Origin of the sequence: Indolivaga macrotermitis, from assembly GCF_900128985.1 — a bacterium.
Lineage (GTDB): Bacteria > Bacteroidota > Bacteroidia > Bacteroidales > Dysgonomonadaceae > Dysgonomonas_A > Dysgonomonas_A macrotermitis.
Genome location: NZ_FQUC01000011.1, coordinates 85,961 through 105,828, shown reverse-complemented (window position 1 = coordinate 105,828; position 19,868 = coordinate 85,961). Strand labels below are relative to the sequence as shown.

General features: G+C 39.1%; 17 protein-coding genes. 3 read left to right on the top strand and 14 right to left on the bottom strand.

Going from position 1 to position 19,868, the window contains the following annotated elements:
* Positions 1-50: 50 nt before the first annotated feature.
* From BUC12_RS14110 to BUC12_RS14100, 3 genes are all read right to left on the bottom strand, one after another.
* The gene (locus tag BUC12_RS14110; protein WP_062178936.1) at positions 51-2,312 is read right to left on the bottom strand and encodes a glycoside hydrolase family 3 N-terminal domain-containing protein; all 2,262 of its coding nucleotides are present in this window, start codon (positions 2,310-2,312) and stop codon (positions 51-53) included.
* Positions 2,313-2,571: 259 nt separating this feature from the next.
* Positions 2,572-3,747 (bottom strand): glycoside hydrolase family 130 protein, encoded by a 1,176-nt coding sequence (locus BUC12_RS14105; protein WP_062178939.1) that lies wholly within the window; start codon positions 3,745-3,747, stop codon positions 2,572-2,574.
* 25 nt (positions 3,748-3,772) lie between these two features.
* On the bottom strand, positions 3,773-4,744 hold the full coding sequence (locus BUC12_RS14100) for a glycoside hydrolase family 5 protein (RefSeq protein WP_082141895.1): 972 nt from the start codon (positions 4,742-4,744) through the stop codon (positions 3,773-3,775).
* A 786-nt stretch (positions 4,745-5,530) separates the two neighbouring features.
* Between BUC12_RS14100 and BUC12_RS14095 the strand changes: the two genes are divergently transcribed.
* Positions 5,531-6,034 (top strand): GNAT family N-acetyltransferase, encoded by a 504-nt coding sequence (locus BUC12_RS14095; protein ID WP_062178943.1) that lies wholly within the window; start codon positions 5,531-5,533, stop codon positions 6,032-6,034.
* Between the two features lie 119 nt (positions 6,035-6,153).
* Here the strand turns inward: BUC12_RS14095 and BUC12_RS14090 are convergent, their stop codons facing one another.
* The 11 genes from BUC12_RS14090 to BUC12_RS14040 form a co-directional block, all read right to left on the bottom strand.
* Complete coding sequence (locus BUC12_RS14090; protein ID WP_062178944.1) at positions 6,154-6,609, bottom strand: RpiB/LacA/LacB family sugar-phosphate isomerase; 456 nt, start codon at positions 6,607-6,609, stop codon at positions 6,154-6,156.
* Between the two features lie 231 nt (positions 6,610-6,840).
* Positions 6,841-8,013, bottom strand: a complete 1,173-nt coding sequence (locus BUC12_RS14085) for an OprO/OprP family phosphate-selective porin (RefSeq protein WP_062178946.1) — start codon at positions 8,011-8,013, stop codon at positions 6,841-6,843.
* Positions 8,014-8,154: 141 nt separating this feature from the next.
* Positions 8,155-9,828 (bottom strand): alkaline phosphatase PafA, encoded by a 1,674-nt coding sequence (gene pafA, locus BUC12_RS14080; RefSeq protein WP_062178948.1) that lies wholly within the window; start codon positions 9,826-9,828, stop codon positions 8,155-8,157.
* 232 nt (positions 9,829-10,060) lie between these two features.
* The gene (locus BUC12_RS14075) at positions 10,061-10,879 is read right to left on the bottom strand and encodes an SDR family oxidoreductase (RefSeq protein WP_062178951.1); all 819 of its coding nucleotides are present in this window, start codon (positions 10,877-10,879) and stop codon (positions 10,061-10,063) included.
* Between the two features lie 35 nt (positions 10,880-10,914).
* Positions 10,915-12,216: an MFS transporter gene (locus BUC12_RS14070; RefSeq protein WP_062178954.1), complete on the bottom strand. Its 1,302-nt coding sequence runs from the start codon at positions 12,214-12,216 to the stop codon at positions 10,915-10,917.
* 282 nt (positions 12,217-12,498) lie between these two features.
* Complete coding sequence (locus BUC12_RS14065; RefSeq protein ID WP_062178957.1) at positions 12,499-13,266, bottom strand: GolD/DthD family dehydrogenase; 768 nt, start codon at positions 13,264-13,266, stop codon at positions 12,499-12,501.
* A 77-nt stretch (positions 13,267-13,343) separates the two neighbouring features.
* The gene (gene glpK / locus BUC12_RS14060; RefSeq protein ID WP_062178961.1) at positions 13,344-14,822 is read right to left on the bottom strand and encodes a glycerol kinase GlpK; all 1,479 of its coding nucleotides are present in this window, start codon (positions 14,820-14,822) and stop codon (positions 13,344-13,346) included.
* A gap of 13 nt (positions 14,823-14,835) precedes the next feature.
* Positions 14,836-15,780 carry a transketolase family protein gene (locus tag BUC12_RS14055; RefSeq protein WP_062178964.1) on the bottom strand — a complete coding sequence of 315 codons (945 nt, stop codon included), beginning with the start codon at positions 15,778-15,780 and terminating at the stop codon, positions 14,836-14,838.
* A 121-nt stretch (positions 15,781-15,901) separates the two neighbouring features.
* Positions 15,902-16,732: a transketolase gene (locus BUC12_RS14050; RefSeq protein ID WP_062178966.1), complete on the bottom strand. Its 831-nt coding sequence runs from the start codon at positions 16,730-16,732 to the stop codon at positions 15,902-15,904.
* Between the two features lie 221 nt (positions 16,733-16,953).
* Positions 16,954-17,721 carry a DeoR/GlpR family DNA-binding transcription regulator gene (locus tag BUC12_RS14045; protein ID WP_062178969.1) on the bottom strand — a complete coding sequence of 256 codons (768 nt, stop codon included), beginning with the start codon at positions 17,719-17,721 and terminating at the stop codon, positions 16,954-16,956.
* A 162-nt stretch (positions 17,722-17,883) separates the two neighbouring features.
* Positions 17,884-18,828, bottom strand: coding sequence for a diacylglycerol/lipid kinase family protein (locus BUC12_RS14040; RefSeq protein WP_062178971.1), 945 nt, complete (start codon positions 18,826-18,828; stop codon positions 17,884-17,886).
* Between the two features lie 341 nt (positions 18,829-19,169).
* Here BUC12_RS14040 and BUC12_RS14035 point away from each other — a divergent pair, with 341 nt between their 5' ends.
* Together BUC12_RS14035 and BUC12_RS14030 are read left to right on the top strand one after the other, a co-directional pair.
* Positions 19,170-19,427: a GlsB/YeaQ/YmgE family stress response membrane protein gene (locus tag BUC12_RS14035; protein ID WP_062178975.1), complete on the top strand. Its 258-nt coding sequence runs from the start codon at positions 19,170-19,172 to the stop codon at positions 19,425-19,427.
* A gap of 70 nt (positions 19,428-19,497) precedes the next feature.
* Complete coding sequence (locus BUC12_RS14030; RefSeq protein WP_062178978.1) at positions 19,498-19,863, top strand: hypothetical protein; 366 nt, start codon at positions 19,498-19,500, stop codon at positions 19,861-19,863.
* Positions 19,864-19,868: the final 5 nt, after the last annotated feature.

The following is a 19,868-nucleotide window of genomic DNA, read 5'->3' as shown; positions in this document are numbered from 1 at the left end:
GTCATTAAATACTTATTGTTACTTAAATAATTGTAAAAAGGTACGGAACCTTATTTTATAGTAAACAAAATTGTTGATTTTATATCCGCAGACGAAGCTCCGATCTGGAATTCAAAATCTCCCGGCTCTACAATCCGTTTATTATCCATATTGATGAACGACAAGTCATTTTGAGTCAACCGGAATTCTACTGTTTTGGTCTCTCCTGCTTTCAGGTTTATTTTCTCAAAACGTCTTAGGCGTTTCACGTCCGGAATCAAAGATGCGTACAAATCCGATGAATATAACTGAACGATTTCTTTTCCTTCAACATTACCTTTATTTGTCACATCAACTGTCAAAATAATCTCTGCATCAGATTTTAATGTCTGTTCGGTTGCATTTATTTTAGCGTTAGAATATTCAAAATTAGTATAACTCAATCCATAACCGAATGGGTATTCATAGTTATAATCGCCTTTGTAGTTATAGGCACTATCGGTATTTTCCTGCTCATCGGCACGTTTATGATAATACGGAACCAAAGAGTTAGGATATTCGGGATACGTATAAGGTAATTTTCCCGATGGATTAACTTCCCCTGCCAAGATATCTGCCAAAGCATCCGCACCAAACAGTCCTGGCAAATAAGTCTGCACAATAGCATCCATTTTAGGTGATATCTTAGATATTACACGCGGACGGCCTTCACTCAATACAAGGATAACTTTTTTGCCTGTTTTCAGTATTTCTTTTGCCAAATCGGTTTGTAAATCATTCAGATACAAGTCGTCCAAATCACCGGGTTTTTCGCAATACGAATTTTCGCCCAAGCAAAGAACTACATAGTCGACATCTTTAGCCGCAGCAACAGCCTCATCGAAACAATCCGGATGTTCGGTTGCATACTCTGTCGCATCTGAGTAGCTTACTCCGGGAACATATACGATATTTTCTTTCCCGAACTTAGCCTGCATAGCTGTCAGTATATTATGATATTCCGATGCAAACTCTTCTATCTTTTCTCCTTGCCACGAGAATGTCCATCCCCCGTTCAAAGCACGTTTACTTACAACGTTTGGCCCTGCCAACAAAATCTTAGCATTTTTCTTGAGTGGTAGAATATTATCTTCATTTTTCAATAAAGTGATAGCATCCGCAGCTGCATCATACGATGCCTGTCTGAATTCTTTCGAGCCGAATTGAGGATAATCTTTTGCATAAGTATTAGGTGTATTAAAAAGATCCAGTTTCAACTTCACAACAAGAATACATGTTACCGCATCATCGATACGATCCATCGATACCTGTCCTTCATTCACCAATTCGACCAATAATGTACAGAACTCCACATAGTCGAAAGGAATCATCGACATGTCGATACCTGCATTGATTCCTAATTTAATGGCTTCCTTAATATTGATAGCCAGACGGTCGCGATTATATAGTTTATTGATGTCTTCCCAATCGGTCACTATCATGCCTTCGAAACCCATTTCCTCTCGTAAAAGTTTAGTCAGCAAATCATAGCTGGCATGTACAGGCTCGTTATTAATAATACCCGAATTTATCATTACGGTATGCACACCGGCATCTACAGCTGCCTGAAATGCAGGGACATGGTATTCGAGCAATGTCGTCATCGGGATAAATGCCGGAGTACGGTCTTTGCCACTATATGGAACCGAATAGCCTAAGAAATGTTTCATACATGCAGCTAACTTATTGGGGTTAGCAATATCATTATCATCGCCCTCGTACCCTTTAATCAACTCGCTACCGAAAACAGATCCTACATAGGGGTCTTCTCCAAATCCCTCATACTGACGCGGAAAACGTGGATCGCTACCCAAATCAAGTACAGGCGAAAAATTCCACGGAACATTACTTGCACGGGTCTCATAAGCCGTAATTTCACCCATCTTACGGGCATGCGAAGGATTGAAAGATGCAGCCAGAGCAATCTCCTGAGGGAACATGGTTGCTCCAGCAGTATAAGTCGCTCCATGTATTTGGTCAAGCCCGTATATAATAGGAATTTTCACACGCGTCTCCTCCATTGCTACCTTTTGCATAGCCTCAACCGCATTATTCCACCAACCCGTAGAACGGGCTCGAGTATTCGGTGAGTTTAAGATCGAACCTACATGATATTTTACAATCGCATCGCGAAGCTTGTCCATATCCAGTTCTATGGTACTCGTCGGAGGCGTATCCACTCCTTTACAAACCATATCTATGGATATCTGAGCCATCTGCCCTACTTTTTCAGCCAAAGTCATATTTGCAAGAATAGACAGAGCCTCAGCTTTTATATTTTTTGATGTCGCCATTATATTTTTTATTTATATTCTTCAACTTTTGTTTGATTCAGGTTTATGTATAAAACGAACATAAGGCTTCGGAATACAGACGAGCCATATTTCCGAAACCATATCTCTTTACCTAATTTAAATCCTGATAATTATCCATAGTACTGTTTTAAAATAGTTCCGGCTGTCGTATTCCGAAAGCCGGAACTCACCTAACTTACTCTGATTACCAAGGCTTAAAACCTGTTATATCATATATTCATTCCGATAAATGAAGCTTTTACTTCATTATCTCAAGATTCTTTGTTATCAAAGCGTTCAATGTCTGAACAGAGGTTGCTGAACGGTATCCGTCCGGCGCTGTATTGAAACAATAATCTAAAAGACGGTCTACCGAAGATACTGCTACATGCATACGAGTATCGCATGAAGCATAGTAAATGTATACAGTACCATCTTCGTCGGCAATCCATCCATTGGTAAATAATACATTCGAAACGTCACCTACCCTTTCATCGCCTATCGGAGCGAGTGCATGTCCGGCAGGCTCAGCTATAAGCTTTCCGGGATTTTCCAGATCTGTAACATACAGATACAGTACATATCTCAGACCGGCAGCACAGCCACGTACACCATGCGCCAAATGCAACCACCCTTTAGAAGTCTTAATCGGGTGAGGCCCTTCACCGTTTTTCAGTTCCTTTATTGTATGGTAATAGCGTGAGTTAATTATACTTTCTTCTTTTACTTCGGCCTTGGTAATATCATCTACTAATGCCCAACCAATACCACCACCGCTACCGGCATCGATAAAGCCGTCTTGAGGGCGGGTATAAAGAGCATACTTACCATTTACAAATTCGGGATGAAGAACTACATTGCGTTGTTGGCTCTTTGAAATCAAATCGGGCAATCTTTCCCAACTCTTCAAATCCTTACTGCGCACAATACCTGCCGCTGCGGTTGCCGAAGAAAGATCTCCTGCCGGTGCATCAGGATCTTTTCGTTCCGAACAGAAAACACCATACACCCAACCATCTTCATGAGCCGTAAGGCGCATATCATACACATTGACGTCAGGATTTTCTGTTTCGGGAATAGTTATCGGATAGTCCCAGAATTTGAAATTATCTATGCCATTGGGACTTTCGGCTATCGCAAAAAATGATTTACGGTCGTTTCCTTCTACACGTACAACCATCAGGTATTTTCCCTGCCATTTAATAGCTCCTGCATTAAATGTTCCGTTGATACCAAACCTCTCCATAAAATACGGATTAGTTTCGGGAGACATATCATATCTCCAAAATACGGGTGCATGCGCTGCTGTAAGTACCGGATATTTATATCTCTCAAATATTCCGTTTCCGGGCAATACAGGCTCATTCTTACGTTTTACCAAATCCTCATATTCAGCAGTAACTGCCGCCAAGCGTCTGTTAAATAGTTCGTTCATATTAGTTTCTCTTATTGATATATTTCTATTTATTACGTAGTGTAGTTCTCGTTATCCGTCCCCATTCCTTCAAATCAGACTCAAGCCAGTCAGATGCAGGTGATGCAGGAGATACTATCATTGAGCAACTCTCATTCTTATCAGCGATTGACCATACAGCCCAGCTTATTTTCCGGGCTGACATCCAATCCTGCCAACGTTGCCATTCCCTGATATCTACCTTTCCATCACCGGAAGCTTCCATCCCTGCACATTCCGACACAAATAGAGGTAAACCTTTAGACAGAGCATAGTCAGCTTTTTTCCGTAGTTCCTGTTTATGAGTAGCTGCATAAAAATGCAGAGTGTACATTATATTGTCGTAGCCAATAATAGGATCGTCTGCCGCAATATCCACATCCTGATCCCAATGGGGAGTTCCGACTAATATCAGGTTATTCTTATCAATACTGCGAATAGCACTGATAACTTCTTCCGAATACGCTTTAATTTCAGTCCAAGGCTGATCTACAGGTTCATTAAAGATTTCATATATGATATTAGAATATCCATGATAACGGGTCGCTACCTTCGTAAAGAACTCTTTAGCATCGTCAGTATAAATGCCATGACTATGCCAATCTACTATTACGTAAACATCATTTTTGATCGCAGCATCAACAACATTGTAAAGACACCGGAAAGCCTGTTCCGGATCATCGTGATAACCTCCTTTTACCCCAACACCAACTGCGGCTCTAACCACATTTACCTGAAAATCATCTACTAACCAATCAATTGTTTTTTCATTATAAAAACGTGGCCACCAATTGTGCCACCCTAAACTGACACCTTTTAATACAACGGTATCGCCGTGCGAATCGGTCAAGGCTGTTCCCTTTACAGACAATGCCCTATGCCGGCCGACAAACACAGATTGTTGTGATAGACAAAAAGTAGGGCTAATACAAAAGAGTATTAGTAGAAGGTAATGGTATGGTATCAATCGTAATCTCATAATTAAAAGAAAATTTATAAAAAGTCAACTCCTTTGTATAGCCCCGAATCTATCATTCAAACAGTTTTTATCGTATTCTATTTCTTGTTGATCATTCGCTCGTTTTCAGTATCTTTATCCTTCGACAAAATCACCCTCTAATTAATGATCTTGTGTTATATTACAAAATTATCCGTATCGGCAAATAAAAACAAATACTATTTTATCACATGCTAATACTTTTCTTCAAAGCTGAGAATTATACTTCATAAACACCGATTGACAGCAATAATTCAAGGATAAAAATTGTGCTTAATCCGTCTTTTCAAACAGGTAGAGATACGATATAAATTCAAAATAGTATCAGATATGTTTTTTCTACGTATTATTTTACCTGTATATAATAACACCTTACAGAGATACAACCAGTAACTTTTACCAATAATCCGAATCAGTAGTCGAAAAAGATTCCTTCTTCTGCTGCTATTGTTGTAATCTTTATAGAAAGGTGACGGCAACTAAACAAAGGTGACATTCGAGTGTCACATGAGTGTTACCTTTGTCACCTCCCCATTTCACTTTATACCAATCGATTAGCCTTGAAAAAGTGACAAAGGTGACAAAAGTGACACCTTTTTTGAATATTTTTTTTATTCTTCTTTTTTCGTTTTTCATTATTAGTTTCAATACACCAAAGATCTCTATTTATATAATAGATAAAAACAACAGGGATTTATAATTAAGAGACAATATTATAGATACCTTTGCATCTAAAATAAAATACAAATCGTAGCATCTGCCAACGCAATGGAAGAACTTATATACAGAGATGCAATCTTAAACGATCTGCCACAAATAGTTGAAATATATAATTCGACAATCTCCGGCAGGATGGTTACAGCAGACACTGAACCGGTATCAGTAGAAAGCAAAGTACAGTGGTTTAACGACCACTCCCCGGAAAGACGCCCTTTATGGGTTATCGAAAACAGAAATTCTGAAATAATTGGCTGGGCCAGCTTCCAGTCTTTTTACGGGCGTCCGGCATATAACGCAACAGTAGAGATCAGCATATATATTGATACAAGATACAGAAATAAAGGATTGGGCAAACAGATTCTCGGGTATTGCATAAATACTGCTCCCCGATTCGGCATTAAAACTCTTTTAGGATTTATCTTCGAACATAACGAACCCAGCCTCAAGCTTTTTAATAGTTTCGGGTTCGAAACATGGGCGCTCCTACCTAATGTTGCACTATTAGACACAACAGAAAGAGGATTAAAAATACTAGGCAAGAGAATAGTTTGAAACCCTTTGAACATAGCAACAAAAGAGCGCTGACTTCATTACAAAATCAGCGCTGTCTAAATAAAAACTAAGACCTCAAACTATGCAGAGTAATCTCTGTCCTCTACCTGAATTTTATATTATAGTACTATCTTTTCTACTCTACGAGCGTGCCGCCCTCCTTCGAACTTACAGTTGAAAAATGTCAGAATCATATCACAAACCTCCGCTTCCGATACAAAACTTCCCGGAATAGTCAACACATTGGCTGCATTGTGCGTTCGCGCATAATAAGCTATTCTCGAATTCCAACACAAGGCTGCCCTTACTCCTTTATGCCTGTTTAAAGTCATATTAAAACCATTACCGGTACTGCATACGGCAATACCCATATCGCAAATACCCTTATCTATGGCATTTCCCAGCCGATGTCCGAAATCGGGATAGTCAACACTTTCGCCCGAATGTGTTCCAAAGTCGATGTATTTAAGCCCCTGTTCATCAAACATATCTTTGATATACTGTTTGAGTTCAAATCCGGCATGATCGCAGGCTAAACCTATAGGTTTTTCTCGTTGAGTAAATAAAGGAGTCATAACTTTCTATTTTTAGGAATGATTACAATAACATCTTTTTCAGCCAATTGTATTCTTTTTCAATTTATAAGCCGGCAACTTTTTTTCTGATTGTCCATTGCCGGCTTATAATCATCATTGAATTAAGGTCTCAGACCTTTTTTATTGCTTTTGTAAGTAAAATAAGAATAAGCAGTTACACTTTAAAAATATATCGTCGAATACTTGCTTTTACTTATATTTAAATACCAGTTAAAAAACAATCATAAACCTGCCCTGAATTGCACTTACATCCTCGCCTGCTGCAAATGGGTTTTTCTTGCCCATAGACATATGAGAATAGTTTACTTTTGCAATTACATGCTTGTTTATATAATAGTTAACTGCAAATGCCCACGTACTCATTGTACCACCATATATTTGCGCATGGCCATCGTTTAAATCCAAATAATCATAACGGGCTACTAACTCCAGTGATTTTGGTTTTGGCGTTTTCAATCTGGCGTCAATATCATTATAACTGTAATTATCGCCTATCGCCAAAAAGCCAACCTGAGCATATGCACCCGATCCTTTGAAGGCGGGCATAGAATTTTTACGTTCCACATTAGTATGATAATACTCTGCTACTAAGAATACAGGACCGTAACTACCCAAAAGTTCGACATTATACTTAGCCTGATAATCGGCATCCGAGATAGTCGCATTTACCGGTTTCCCTTTTTCTATACTGGTACTTCCCAGAGAAGCCACATACGAAATAGTTCTGGCACTTTCTTTACCATCTTCATCATATCCGTTAGCATCTGCCTTGCGGAAAGTACCGGATGCTCCGATATGGAAGATTTTTCCCGGCTCTTTGAAAGGTGTATACAAGAAACGGCCTGTTGCAGCATATCCGTCGTTGCCTTCCTTAGTGTTATTCACTGCATCGCCGTCGCCATAAACTCCGGCAGCCATCCAGTATTGTTTTCCCCATCGTTCGTAAACGACTCCTATCCGGCGTCCCGATTCGAATGCTCCGGTACTGGGACTCTTTCCGTTGAATTTAACATAAGCCGTACTCTCCCAAGCTTCGTATCCGAAAAGCTCTCCATAATATCCGGCTTTTATAAAAGAAGTTTTATCGATGTTGTAACGGATATGAATATCCTTTGGGCTCACCTTGCTGTTGGCATACCCCATATCGAGTTTGAAGTCCCATTTCTGGTATACAGCTTTTAATCCAATCCTCACATCCGGAATATTTGTTCCATTTCCCATTTTCGTTTCATCATCCAAATAGAATGCACCGTCCATATAAACACGTCCTGATGGGGTTATCTTTATAGTTTCGTCTCCTGCTTTCACCTCAATTTGTGCAGAAACCACTGTCGAACATAAAGCTACAGCCACTAACAAGGTTAATTTTTTACTTATACTCATGATCAGATTTTATTAATAAATATCCCTTAATAATCAAAGGCACCGCCTGACATATACATCCCAACATATTCAGAAATCGATAAACCAAACCTATTATTCCGCTTAGGATTTTTTAAGCATATATCAGGCAGCGAACACTTTTTATTTAGTATTCAGAGCAGGTTTTCCTATACAACCACTTGGCATCTGTATGTGAAGTAATGCTGCCACTGTAGGAGCTATATCTGTCATGTAGACTTCTTTATTTGAACTTCCATGCTGGATGCCCCATCCCATAAGTACGAAAGGTATATGAGTATCAAATGGGCTCCATGTTCCGTGTGTGCCTCCTAAGCGAGGATCGGGATAATCGAAATCATATACTCCCGGATTGAGGATAAACTGAATTTCGCCTGAAAGGTTCCTATTATATCCTTTAACGATCATCTCTTTTATTCTGGCAGGTATAGTAGCTTCCGAAATTTTGTTCATATCAACTACATAATTCATACCTTCGATACCGTTCAGATACTTAATAGACTCTGCTTTCAGTTTCTCCATATCAACTCCGGTTTCTTTAATTCTCTTATAGTTAAAGTTTACCTGATAGTTACCTAAGCCTAATACAAGATCGTTGTATCCGAAGATAGTCTGAAGGTGCGCATTCATCTTTTTATCTTCTTCCCAGAAAATAAAGAATCCACCCGGTAAGTTATGATCCTGAAGGAATTTACCATTATGCCCACCACCATGGTCAGCAGTAAGGAATACAAGGTATTCGCCTTTACCAACTGTTTTATCCAGATATGATAAGAAATCGGCAATTTCGCGGTCAAGACGTAAATAACAATCTTCAACTTTAATAGAGTTAATTGAGAAATTATGACCGATTTTGTCCGGTGACGATAAACTTAGAGCTAAGAAGTCTGTAAACTGTCCTTGTCCCATTTTTTCATTTTCAATAGCTAATTTCGCCATCTCAAGAGAGATAGTATTACCGTAAGGTGTAGCGCCGATCAACTCATAACCATTCTTTTCGATCAATTCCGAAGTTTTAATCGGGAATAAAGGCTTATCCAACCCTTTGAATCCTGCTTCATAGTTATTGTTATCATTTACACTCAAAGTATAAGTATCGATGGGGAACAATGTATTCCAGTCTTGCTTCAGATATTTATCCGGCATTTTTTTAGCATTGTAATCTTTTACCCATTGAGGGAGATCTTTGGTATACCATGTACTTGTGATCCAGTTACCCGATTTACCGTCGAACCAGTAAGCCGCATCGGCAACGTGTCCTGCCGGCAGGATACTGCCACGGTCTTTCATTGCAACACCAACTACTTTCGACTGGAAATTAGTTGCTAATTTCAATTCGTCCGTTACGGTTGTAGCCTTCAAATTAAAAGGAGACATTTTACCAGCTTTATCTTCAGGCGAATTAGATCCTACACTTTTCACATTCGGGTCTTCCGAGCAGTATCTCATAAGCCCTGTTCTCTGATCGATAAAGGTATTACCTGCTATACCATGTATAGACGGAACCGATCCTGTATAAACCGTACTGTGACCTATCGCGGTAAATGAAGGCAGATAATCGATCATACAATTCTCGAAAGAGAACCCTTCGCCTACAAGTCTTTTAAAGCCATTGTCGGTATATCTGTCACTAAATTTATACAGATAGTCCCAACGCATCTGGTCTACCACAATACCAACCACCAATTTCGGACGGTCTACGCCTTTTTTCGTTTGTGCTTGTACTCCTCCCGTACAAAACTGGAAGATACAGAGCGCTGCTAGAAATTTCCCGATTGTTAATTTCAATGTTTTCATGATCTTAATTTTAAAAATTAGTATTAATAAGGTTTAGGTTTTAAAACCCGACTTACAATTTATTTAGGTATAATTATTCCGGGTAACTACCCGACAAGCATACACAGTATCAGATTCTGCATACATGTTTAATCTTTCAAAAAAAATAGTATTGTATGAGTGTCGTTTTTCTGTTTTTCAAGGTTTACTTGCCGGAACAGTACTCCGGCAAATAGACCTTATGAAACCATTATTATGAAAAAAACATACCACCATCAATATTAACTGTTTGCCCTGTGATATAGGCTGCATCCTTAGAGGCAAGGAAAGCTATAAGCCCCGACACGTCTTCCGGTTGTCCGGCTCTGCCCATAGGAATACCTTCGACCCATTCGGCCATCAATTCACCTTTGGCATATTTCTTTTTGTCGTTGCTCAATATTTCGCCCCATACACGGTCATTATAATCCCACATATCGGTAACTATAATACCCGGGCAGAATGCATTTACCGTGATGTTATGAGGAGCAAACTCCAAAGCCAAACTTTGAGTGATACCAATTACGCCCATCTTACTGGCCGCATAGTGCGGAGTATAGATAAAACCTTTGCGCCCCTGTCCCGATGAAGAATTGATCAGGCGTCCACCGGTCCCTTGCTTGATCATTATCTTAGCTGCTTCGCGGCAACATAACCACACACCTGTCGTATTTACAGCCAAAACTTTATCAAATTCGGCACGGGTCATTTTATCGAAATGCTCGATAGTTATAATACCCGCATTTTGCACTGAAATATCAACTGTCTTAAATTCGTCTACTGCTTCCTTGTACAAACGTTGCACATCTTCCTCTTTCGTCACATCGACCAATACAGGCAATGTCTTAACATTGTACTTTTGTGCAATCTTTTGTGCTGTTCCAAAAACATTTTTATCTATCGATGCCAATACCACATTGGCTCCATCCTTGGCAAATCTTTCGGCAATACCCTCTCCGATACCCCTATCGGCTCCGGTTATCACTACTGTTTTGCCTTTAAACTCTGTGCTTGTTCTTGTCAAATTTTCCATGGTCTTATAGTTTTATCTATGGTTATATTTTTAATTTATTCAGCGGCTTCGGGTTGTGCTTCACCTCTCAGTGCGGCTTCCTTCATTGCCTTGCGTCTTTCTGTTTCGGGTTTCTTCACATAGTTCATCAACAGAATACTGAAATAGTACATTACAGCTAAGCAGATAAGTATTCCCTGAGCCTTAAGTTTTGCAATACCTACTGCCACGATAAGCGGCCCTACGAAACTTGCCAAACCGGCTCCCAGATTTATCATCGTTATAGTTGCTCCTTTGTAGGTAGGTTCGAGTGACGGGACAAGTGCCGTGAGCGGAGCAAATCCCGCAATGAGCGCACCATATAAAGCCCCAACTACCAACATCGCCACAAAATTCCCTTCGAAGAAAGGCGGTGCAAATGCCATCAGCAGTAATATAGATCCACAGCCCAGTCCTCCGAATATCTGTACAGCATTTCCCCATCCGATTTTATCACCTACAACTCCCCAGATAATATTGAAGAATATGTTGACAAAGAATACAAGTGCCCATATCTGCAGCCACTCTTCGGTACTGATACCATATTGAGCAAGGAACAAAGGATAAAAGACAGGCATCGCGAACTGAGATGTTCCGTTAATAAGGCGAACCAAGCCCCCTACTCCTACCCGGGGATTCTTCTTGATAATAGTTATCCCGCTCAATAGTATTTTGAATTGCTCCTTAGCACCTATGTTTCCATGAATGCTTCCTTTCACGGCAAAGCAAATAATAAGGACTCCTGCTAATACCCAAACCAATGCACTCCACAATAATCCTACGCTTCCGATTATAGGCATCATATAAGATGCGAACAGATTAGATACTACATAAAGACCTCCTGTAAATGCTACAAAGAACCAACCGACTGCGGTAGCCAAAGTCTTAGGCGAATTCTTATAAGTGATCCAAACTAAATACGAATAACAGAACAATGGATATCCAAACCCTCTGATACAATAAGTAGGCAGCATGATAGCAAAACTCATTTGAGGCAAGGCTACCAATAGGAACAGAAGATGACCTATGATCCAAAGTATAGCTCCTGCCAACATCGTTTTCCGGGGTCCCCATGCCTCAGCTAATACTCCCGAAAACCAGGCACCGATAGCTACGGCAATACCGTAAATGGATATCAAAGTGGCTGTTTCTTCGATCACCATTCCTTTTTCTATCAGAAAGGGTGATATCCAAGCCTGTTCAAGGCCGTCCCCTACGATAAAGAGCAGCACTCCGACCAGCCCCCAGATCAATTCAACATTAAGGCCGAGTATAGTTTTTCCCTCTGAAGGATTAGACTCTAGCATATTATTTCCCATATAAATTTTTCTTTTCAGGTCTTAGACCTATTTATATTAATTACTCGATCAGTAAGCAGGATTATATCGAAAAATGTTGTTAAAAGTCCCCCCAAACCTTCAGTTTAAAGGTGCATAATCCCTTGTGAGACAGTATCTCACTTATCCTGACTTTGTATAAGTTATCTGAAGAAAAAACCAGTATAGATTAATTAACCCGCAGTATATCTTTATTTTACCATCAAAGAGTACGTGTAATTATTTAGATTTTAAGGTATATACTGCGGGATATTATCGAGGTTGTTATTTAATAGTATAACCGCCATCTACCAGTAAGTCGTGTCCGGTAATCATACCGGCAGCCCCCGAACATAAGAAAGCTATCGGGCCTGCTATCTCATCGGTTTCGGCAAAACGCCCGGATGGTATTTCTTTTTTGAATGCATCGCCAGCCGGACCATCCCAAGCCTTGTGACCCATTTCGGTAAGCACCACTGTAGGCGAAACCGAGTTTACTCTGATACCGAATTTACCCCACTCGAATGCAAGTATCTTTGTCATGGATATAACACCGGCTTTAGTTACACTATAAGCCACATGTTTATCAAGTGCGATAGTTCCGGCCTGTGATGCAATATTCACAATAGAACCATTTATTTTATTTTCAATCATATACCGGCCTACTTCCTGATTCATCTTGAAAGTACCCATTACATTTACAGCCAGTAAAGCATCCCAATCTTCATCCTTTACATCCACAGCCGAATCCAAGGCAACCATTCCTGCACAGTTCACCAAAATATCGATCTTCCCGAATTTGTCCAACGTCTGTTTAACCAAATTCTTTCTATCCGAATCTTTCGTTACATCAATCTGTACACCTAAACAATTCTCACCGAATTCTTTGGCTACATCATATACATCGGATTTATAATCTCCGATCACAACCTTTACACCTTTTTGTAAAAACAGGGTTGTAGTAGCTTTTCCTATTCCGTTTGCACCTCCTGTAACTATTGCAACTTGCCCTTCCAATGAAAAATTGGCATCGGCTCCAAAATACTTTAACATGATATTAAATTTTTATATTGGTTACTATATGTTTATTCAATGATTTAGCTGGCAGAGTTTTAGAATACTTGTGTTGTTTATTTTATCATATTTACGGCTTCCAGCCAGCCTTTATGTAATGATTCTCTTTCGTTAACAGTTATATCGGGGTAGAAATAATTATCTTTTTCTCTTAGTTTGGCAACTTCTTCCAGATTCTCCCATAGATTTTGTGACAATCCGTTCATTATAGCCGCTCCAATAGCTGATGCCTCTTCAATATCCGACCGGTTTATCTTTGTATCCAGCATATCAGCCTGGTATTGCATCAGGAAGGAATTCTTTGTTGGTCCGCCATCAGCTCTTACTTCTTTCAATTCGATATGTGCCTTATTTTTCACAAGGTCTACCAAATCTTTCACCTGATAAGCAATTGCCTCTAATCCGGCCCTGACAACATGCACTTTACCTGTACCCAATGTCATACCTACGATAATCGCTTTGGCATGAGGATTCCACCATGGAGCTCCCAGCCCTGCAAAAGCCGGTACAAGGTATACACCCCCATTATTAGGTATGCTACTTGCTAAAGACTCGGATTCTTTCGAATTATCTATCAGTTTCAGCTCCTCAACCATCCAGTTTATAGTAGCTCCGGTACAATGAATATTACCCTCAATTACATAATACACCTGATTACAGGCCGAAAATCCGACTGACGTAACTAACCCTTCGGGTGCGGAAATAGGTTTTTCGCCAATATTAACCATAAGGGAAGATCCTGTTCCGTAAGTTGCTTTAGCCATACCTTTCTCAAAACACATCTGCCCGACAAGGGCACCGTGCGAGTCTCCGATAACTCCGGCAATAGGGATAGGAAGAGAGAGTAATCCATCAAAGTCACTTTTTCCGAATACATCATCACAACTTTTCAGGTCGGGCATCATACTTTGCGGAATGGTAAATATATCCAATAGTTCCTCATCCCATTCCAAAGTATTGATATTAAAGAGCATGGTTCGCGATGCATTTGTATAATCCGTTGCATGAACTTCCCCTTTTGTTAATTTCCAGATCAGCCAACAATCGATAGTCCCCATCAGCAGATCGCCTTTTTCGGCAGCTTCTCTGGCTCCTTCAACATTATCGAGCAACCATTTTACACCACTGGCTGAGAAATATGGATCAATGATCAACCCTGTCTTTTCCTTTATAACCTTTGCATAGCCTTGTTTTTCAAGTTCTGCACAGATTTCTGCACCTCTCTGACATTGCCATACAACTGCATGATTAATAGGTTTTCCGGTTAACTTATTCCAAACAACTACTGTTTCCCGCTGGTTGGTAATAGCCAGAGACAGCGATGCACTTGCCTCTATTTTAACATTTTGCAATAGAGATTTCAGAGACAAAATTAAGTTATCGTATATCTCCTCCGCATCATGTTCGACCCAACCCGGTTTGGGATAGTATTGTTTATGTGGCATCGAAACTTTATTAATCAACTGACATTTTTCATTGAATAATATGGCTTTCGTAGCCGATGTGCTTTGATCTATGGTAATAATATACTTCATGTTTTTTACATGGTTAAGTATTCAAAAACTCAAGTGCTGTTTTATAGATTCCATTGTAGTCTATTCCATAATGACGGAATATTTCTAACGGTTGGGCATGTATGGCATTTTCATCCGGAATACCCAATATTCTAACAGGTACAGGGCAATTTTGAGATACAGTTTCAGCTACAATAGCGCCTAATCCGCCATGTATGCTATGTTCTTCTACCGAAATAATGCGTCCGGTTTCTCTTGCTGCTTTAACAATAGCTTCTGTATCAGCAGGTTTTAAAGTATGCATATCTATTACTCGGCAACTGACACCTTTTTCTTTTAACATTTTTGCCGCCTGTAAACAATGGAATACTGTTTCTCCTGTTCCTATGATTGTTAAATCATTGCCTTCGGTTAAAGTATTTGCTTTTCCGATTACAAATTCAAAATCATCGTTTTCATAAACATCCGGCACCGCATTACGTCCGACACGTACATAAACGGGATGGTCGTAATCAACCAATTGCTCTACAAGTTTTTTGGTTTGTCGCACATCACTCGGTATAACCACCTGCATACCCGGAAATGTGCGTAAAGCAGCGATATCATGTAAACTATGATGCGTAGAGCCTAAAGCTCCGTAGCTGACACCTCCACTAACACCCAATATTTTAACCGGAATCTGTGAATAAGCCATGTCAACTTTCACCTGTTCGAGACTTCTGGCTACATAAAAACAAGCCGGACCGCAGACAAAAACTTTCTTTCCGGTAGAAGCTAAACCGGCTGACACTCCTACCGCATTTTGTTCGGCAATACCTACTTCTACAAACTGACCGGGTAACTCTTTCGCAAAATCTGTCAGTGTTACAGATCCTGAAGCATCGGAAGTAACGGCTAATATATCTTTATCTTTACGTGCCAACCCCAATAATGTATCTGTAAAACTTTTTCGGCACGGTATTTTATTCGCTGTAAACATATCTGTATTTTTTTATTCCGTCAATATTTTCTTCAATTTTTTTTAAACCTCAATCGTTTGCAATTGCTACCTGAAATCAAAAGATGAACTAATATCCCTTCAAAATCAGACTATTGAAGCTTCACTCACTTAAAGCACATATACGCTCACTTATTTCAGAGACTGCTTTTTCGTATTCCTCTGCAGTTGGAATACCGTGATGCCATTTAGGCACATTCTCCATGTAAGAAATACCTTTTCCTTTAGTTGTACGAGATATTATTAAGTGAGGTTTATTATTAGAGAAGTTTATATTATCGAATGTTTTTACAATAACATCCATATTATCCCCATCCATTTCGATTACATCCCAACCAAAGGCTGTCCATCTTTCTTTTATCGACTCCAAAGGCATAACATCTTCTGTAGAACCTGAGATCTGAAGCCCGTTGCGGTCTATTATTGCGACCAGATTATCTAATTTATATTTATTAGCAGCCATTGCAGCCTCGTATATAGAACCTTCGGCCTGCTCACCGTCTCCCATCAATACAAATGTCTTGTAATCCTTACCATCGATCTTTGCCGATAGAGCTACGCCGACACCTGCCGACAAACCATGTCCTAAAGCTCCTGTATTGATTTCGACTCCCGGATTTTTCACTGTTGGATGACCTGCTAACGGAGAATAATTGTCTCCATAAGTATCTACAACTTCTTTAGTCAGAAATCCTGCAGATTCCAGCACACAATATAAAGCTTCGGCACAATGCCCTTTACTCATAATGAAACGATCCCGATTCTCCATTTTCGGATTAGCTGCATCTACGTCCAATGTATGAAAATACAGTGCAGTCAATACATTAACAGCCGAAAGGTCTCCCCCCGTATGTCCTGCTTTCGCCTTATAAATTACTTCGATAAGTCTGAGCCTTATTTTTTCAGCTCGTAACTTTAAACTTTCGTTAATCATTTCTTATGTATTTTTACGATTCTACCAGATTTATTTTTACTTTCACAACACAAACATAAGAAAACGAAAATTAAAACGAAAATATTCGAAGATTTATTTTTTCATGTTTTATAGCATATTTTCACGAACAATCTACAAAACAACGAATTACGAAATAAAAAAAGCTCGACATTATTTAAATGCCGAGCTTTCGAAAAGAAACGAAAGTACGTTATATATCTTTATATAGTGGCTATAATGCAGTCTACATCATGCTCTTTCAACATATTTACATTTTCTTTTGAAATATCCGAATCGGTTATCAAATGGTGGATAAGAGATAAAGCACCCAAACTTGCAAACGAATTAAGTCCTATCTTAGAAGAATCCGCTACAAGAAAAACCTCATCCGAAGAATCAATCATAGCTCTTTTTACACATAAATCGCTGATACTTGGATAAGTTAAGCCCGCCTTCAAGCTAATACCTGCTGTTGCCAGAAATAATTTATCCGCATTCAGATTATTAAAGAAATCAGCAGACTTTTGTCCCGTAAGAGATAGCGTAGGTGGCTTAAACTCTCCTCCTGTCACCATGAGATTAACTCCGGGAGTAGCCCCCAGAATAAGGGCGATATTCAATGCATTGGTTATAACTGTCAGGTTCTTAAACCCGGATATCAACTTAGCTATCTCAGTTGTTGTAGATCCCGAATCAAGAATAATTGTATCCCCATCCTCGATGTAAGTCAGGGCTTTTTGGGCAATAGCCATTTTAGCCGACATATTGGATTGATTCTGCAATGCTATATTCTTGACATTACTTCCAACATTACTAAGGATAGCTCCTCCGTGCTCCCTTTCGATAAGCCCTTCACTCTCGAGCTTTTCCAGGTCTTGCCGGATAGTGACTTCCGTCACTTTAAATATCCTACTTAGGTCTTGTACCTTAGCGTGTCCATCTTCTTTTATTAACTCGAGGATTTTTTCCCTCCGTTGATTCGGTAACATCTTATTCTAATTTATTAGCAAAGGTAAGAAATAAACGAAACAAATCGAAAACAAAACGAAATATTCATAAATCTAAATTCTTTGCTTCCGTCTATTTTATAATCAGATTTCCCTCTATTCTTTTATTGAATATAAAAAATCATAATACAAAAGCGAAAATTATTATATCCACCGTGTTATATTCGTCAAAAAAGACTGGGCATCGAATGCCGGTTTCTCAATCTCACGGGGAACCAATACTTTCAAACCTTGTTTTACTATTTTCACTGAGATATTTTTGTCTGTTTGTATCGCATTACCATCTAAATGCATCACACCATCGGATTCGCGTTCAATCAAAGCTTCCGAAGTTATAATTTCAACCAGATTAGAATTATTTCCTATGTTTTTTGAAACCAATTGTAAAGCCGTTTGTGGTATATTCATAGGAAGCACAGACTTGAGAATGGCAATATTCATCTTTCCATCCTGCATATTAGCATCCGGTGCAATAAATCCATTGTATCCGTACTGGGAAGCATTTGCGCAAGTTACTAAAAAGGACTTATCATCAAAATTCCCATCCGGTGTAGTTATTTTATAACGTTCGGGCTTGAAATTGACATACACATCCAACATACTTTTCGCATACATCAACTTCCCCCTACTCGATTGGTTCAAAGCTTTTTCGCTCACCAGAGCATCAAATCCGACACCACAGGTGCAAAAAAAGATATGCCCGTTGGCCACTCCATAATCTATCTGCGAAACAACTCCTTCTTTTATAATTTCTACTGCTTTTTTTAAATTAAGAGGTATATTAAGGTCTCTGGCCAGTCCATTACCCGATCCACTGGGAATTATCCCCAGTACTACATTCGTATCTATCAGAACTTTGGCAACTTCATTAACCGTGCCATCTCCTCCTACAGCAATAACGCAGTCTACGTTTTCCTTAACTGCATCAAGTGCAATTTGGGTAGCATGTCCCTCATACCCTGTTATAAGCAGATGTACATCATATTTATGGGCATCAATAGAAGCAAGCATATCGGGGACTTCCTTTTTAGATTTAGTCCCTGACACTGGATTGATTATAGCATAAATTTTTTTCTTTACCCGACTCATAGCCTCCGAAGTATTGTTTCTAATAAGAAATCAAATATACGAATCATTCTCACTAATTATTCATGGTCAGAATTAATTCCAGCCCAAAATTAGTTATTTAACATTAAAATGACAAAAGAGCTTTGGGTATACTTACGCAAAGTCATAAAAATACAAAACAGGCATTTTCAATCCTAAAAAGTTATACTATATTTGGCATGAATTTAAAGTTCGTCTCTTGTGTATTCATTTGTATAGCAGTAACATTAGCTGATTTACACTACACCTGCCTTAGATTACTTATCTATACAAATAGGAAGATTGAGAAACTAAAAACGAAATATTATTTTTATATTTTCTAAATGGGATCACTTATATATATAGCTATAGTTGTAGGCATAGTTACCGGTTTACTTGGAGGACTAATTATGAAAAGTAAAAGCTACGGTATACTAATCAATATCGCGACAGGAATAGCCGGTGCCGTTCTTGGCATCTGGGCAATCGGCCAGCTTAGTTATACTTTTGAGGAAGACAAATATACGGCTTCAATAATCTGCTCTGTTGTACTTTCTATTATTATTGTTTGGCTGGTAGCACTTCTACGGAGAAAAGGATAAACTAAAAAACAATTATCCGCAGATTATCTTATATCTTTACAGAATCATTACATACTTCATACTATCCAACATGTCAAAGCTTAATTATAAAGTTTTATATCATTTCGAAAACGAAAAAGTAGCGATCGTAGAAATCAAACGAAATGGACTTATCAATGCGGACAAAGCACAAGAATACCTATGGCTATTTTACGATAAGCCGAATGATATGTTATCAAAGCTCGAATTTGTATCTATGGATAGCAACGATTCGGGTGAGTCTCGAAAATTCGAAAATGCAACTATAGAGTTTAACCTGCAATCAGCAACATTCAAAGAAAAAGGTAAAGTCCTGAAACTGGATGTCATAAATGCAGATAAGAGCCTGTCAACCGCGCTAAAGGAAGCAATCGGAGATTATTTGTTATTGCAAAGTTTCAGATCCGAAAGATACTAAAAGTG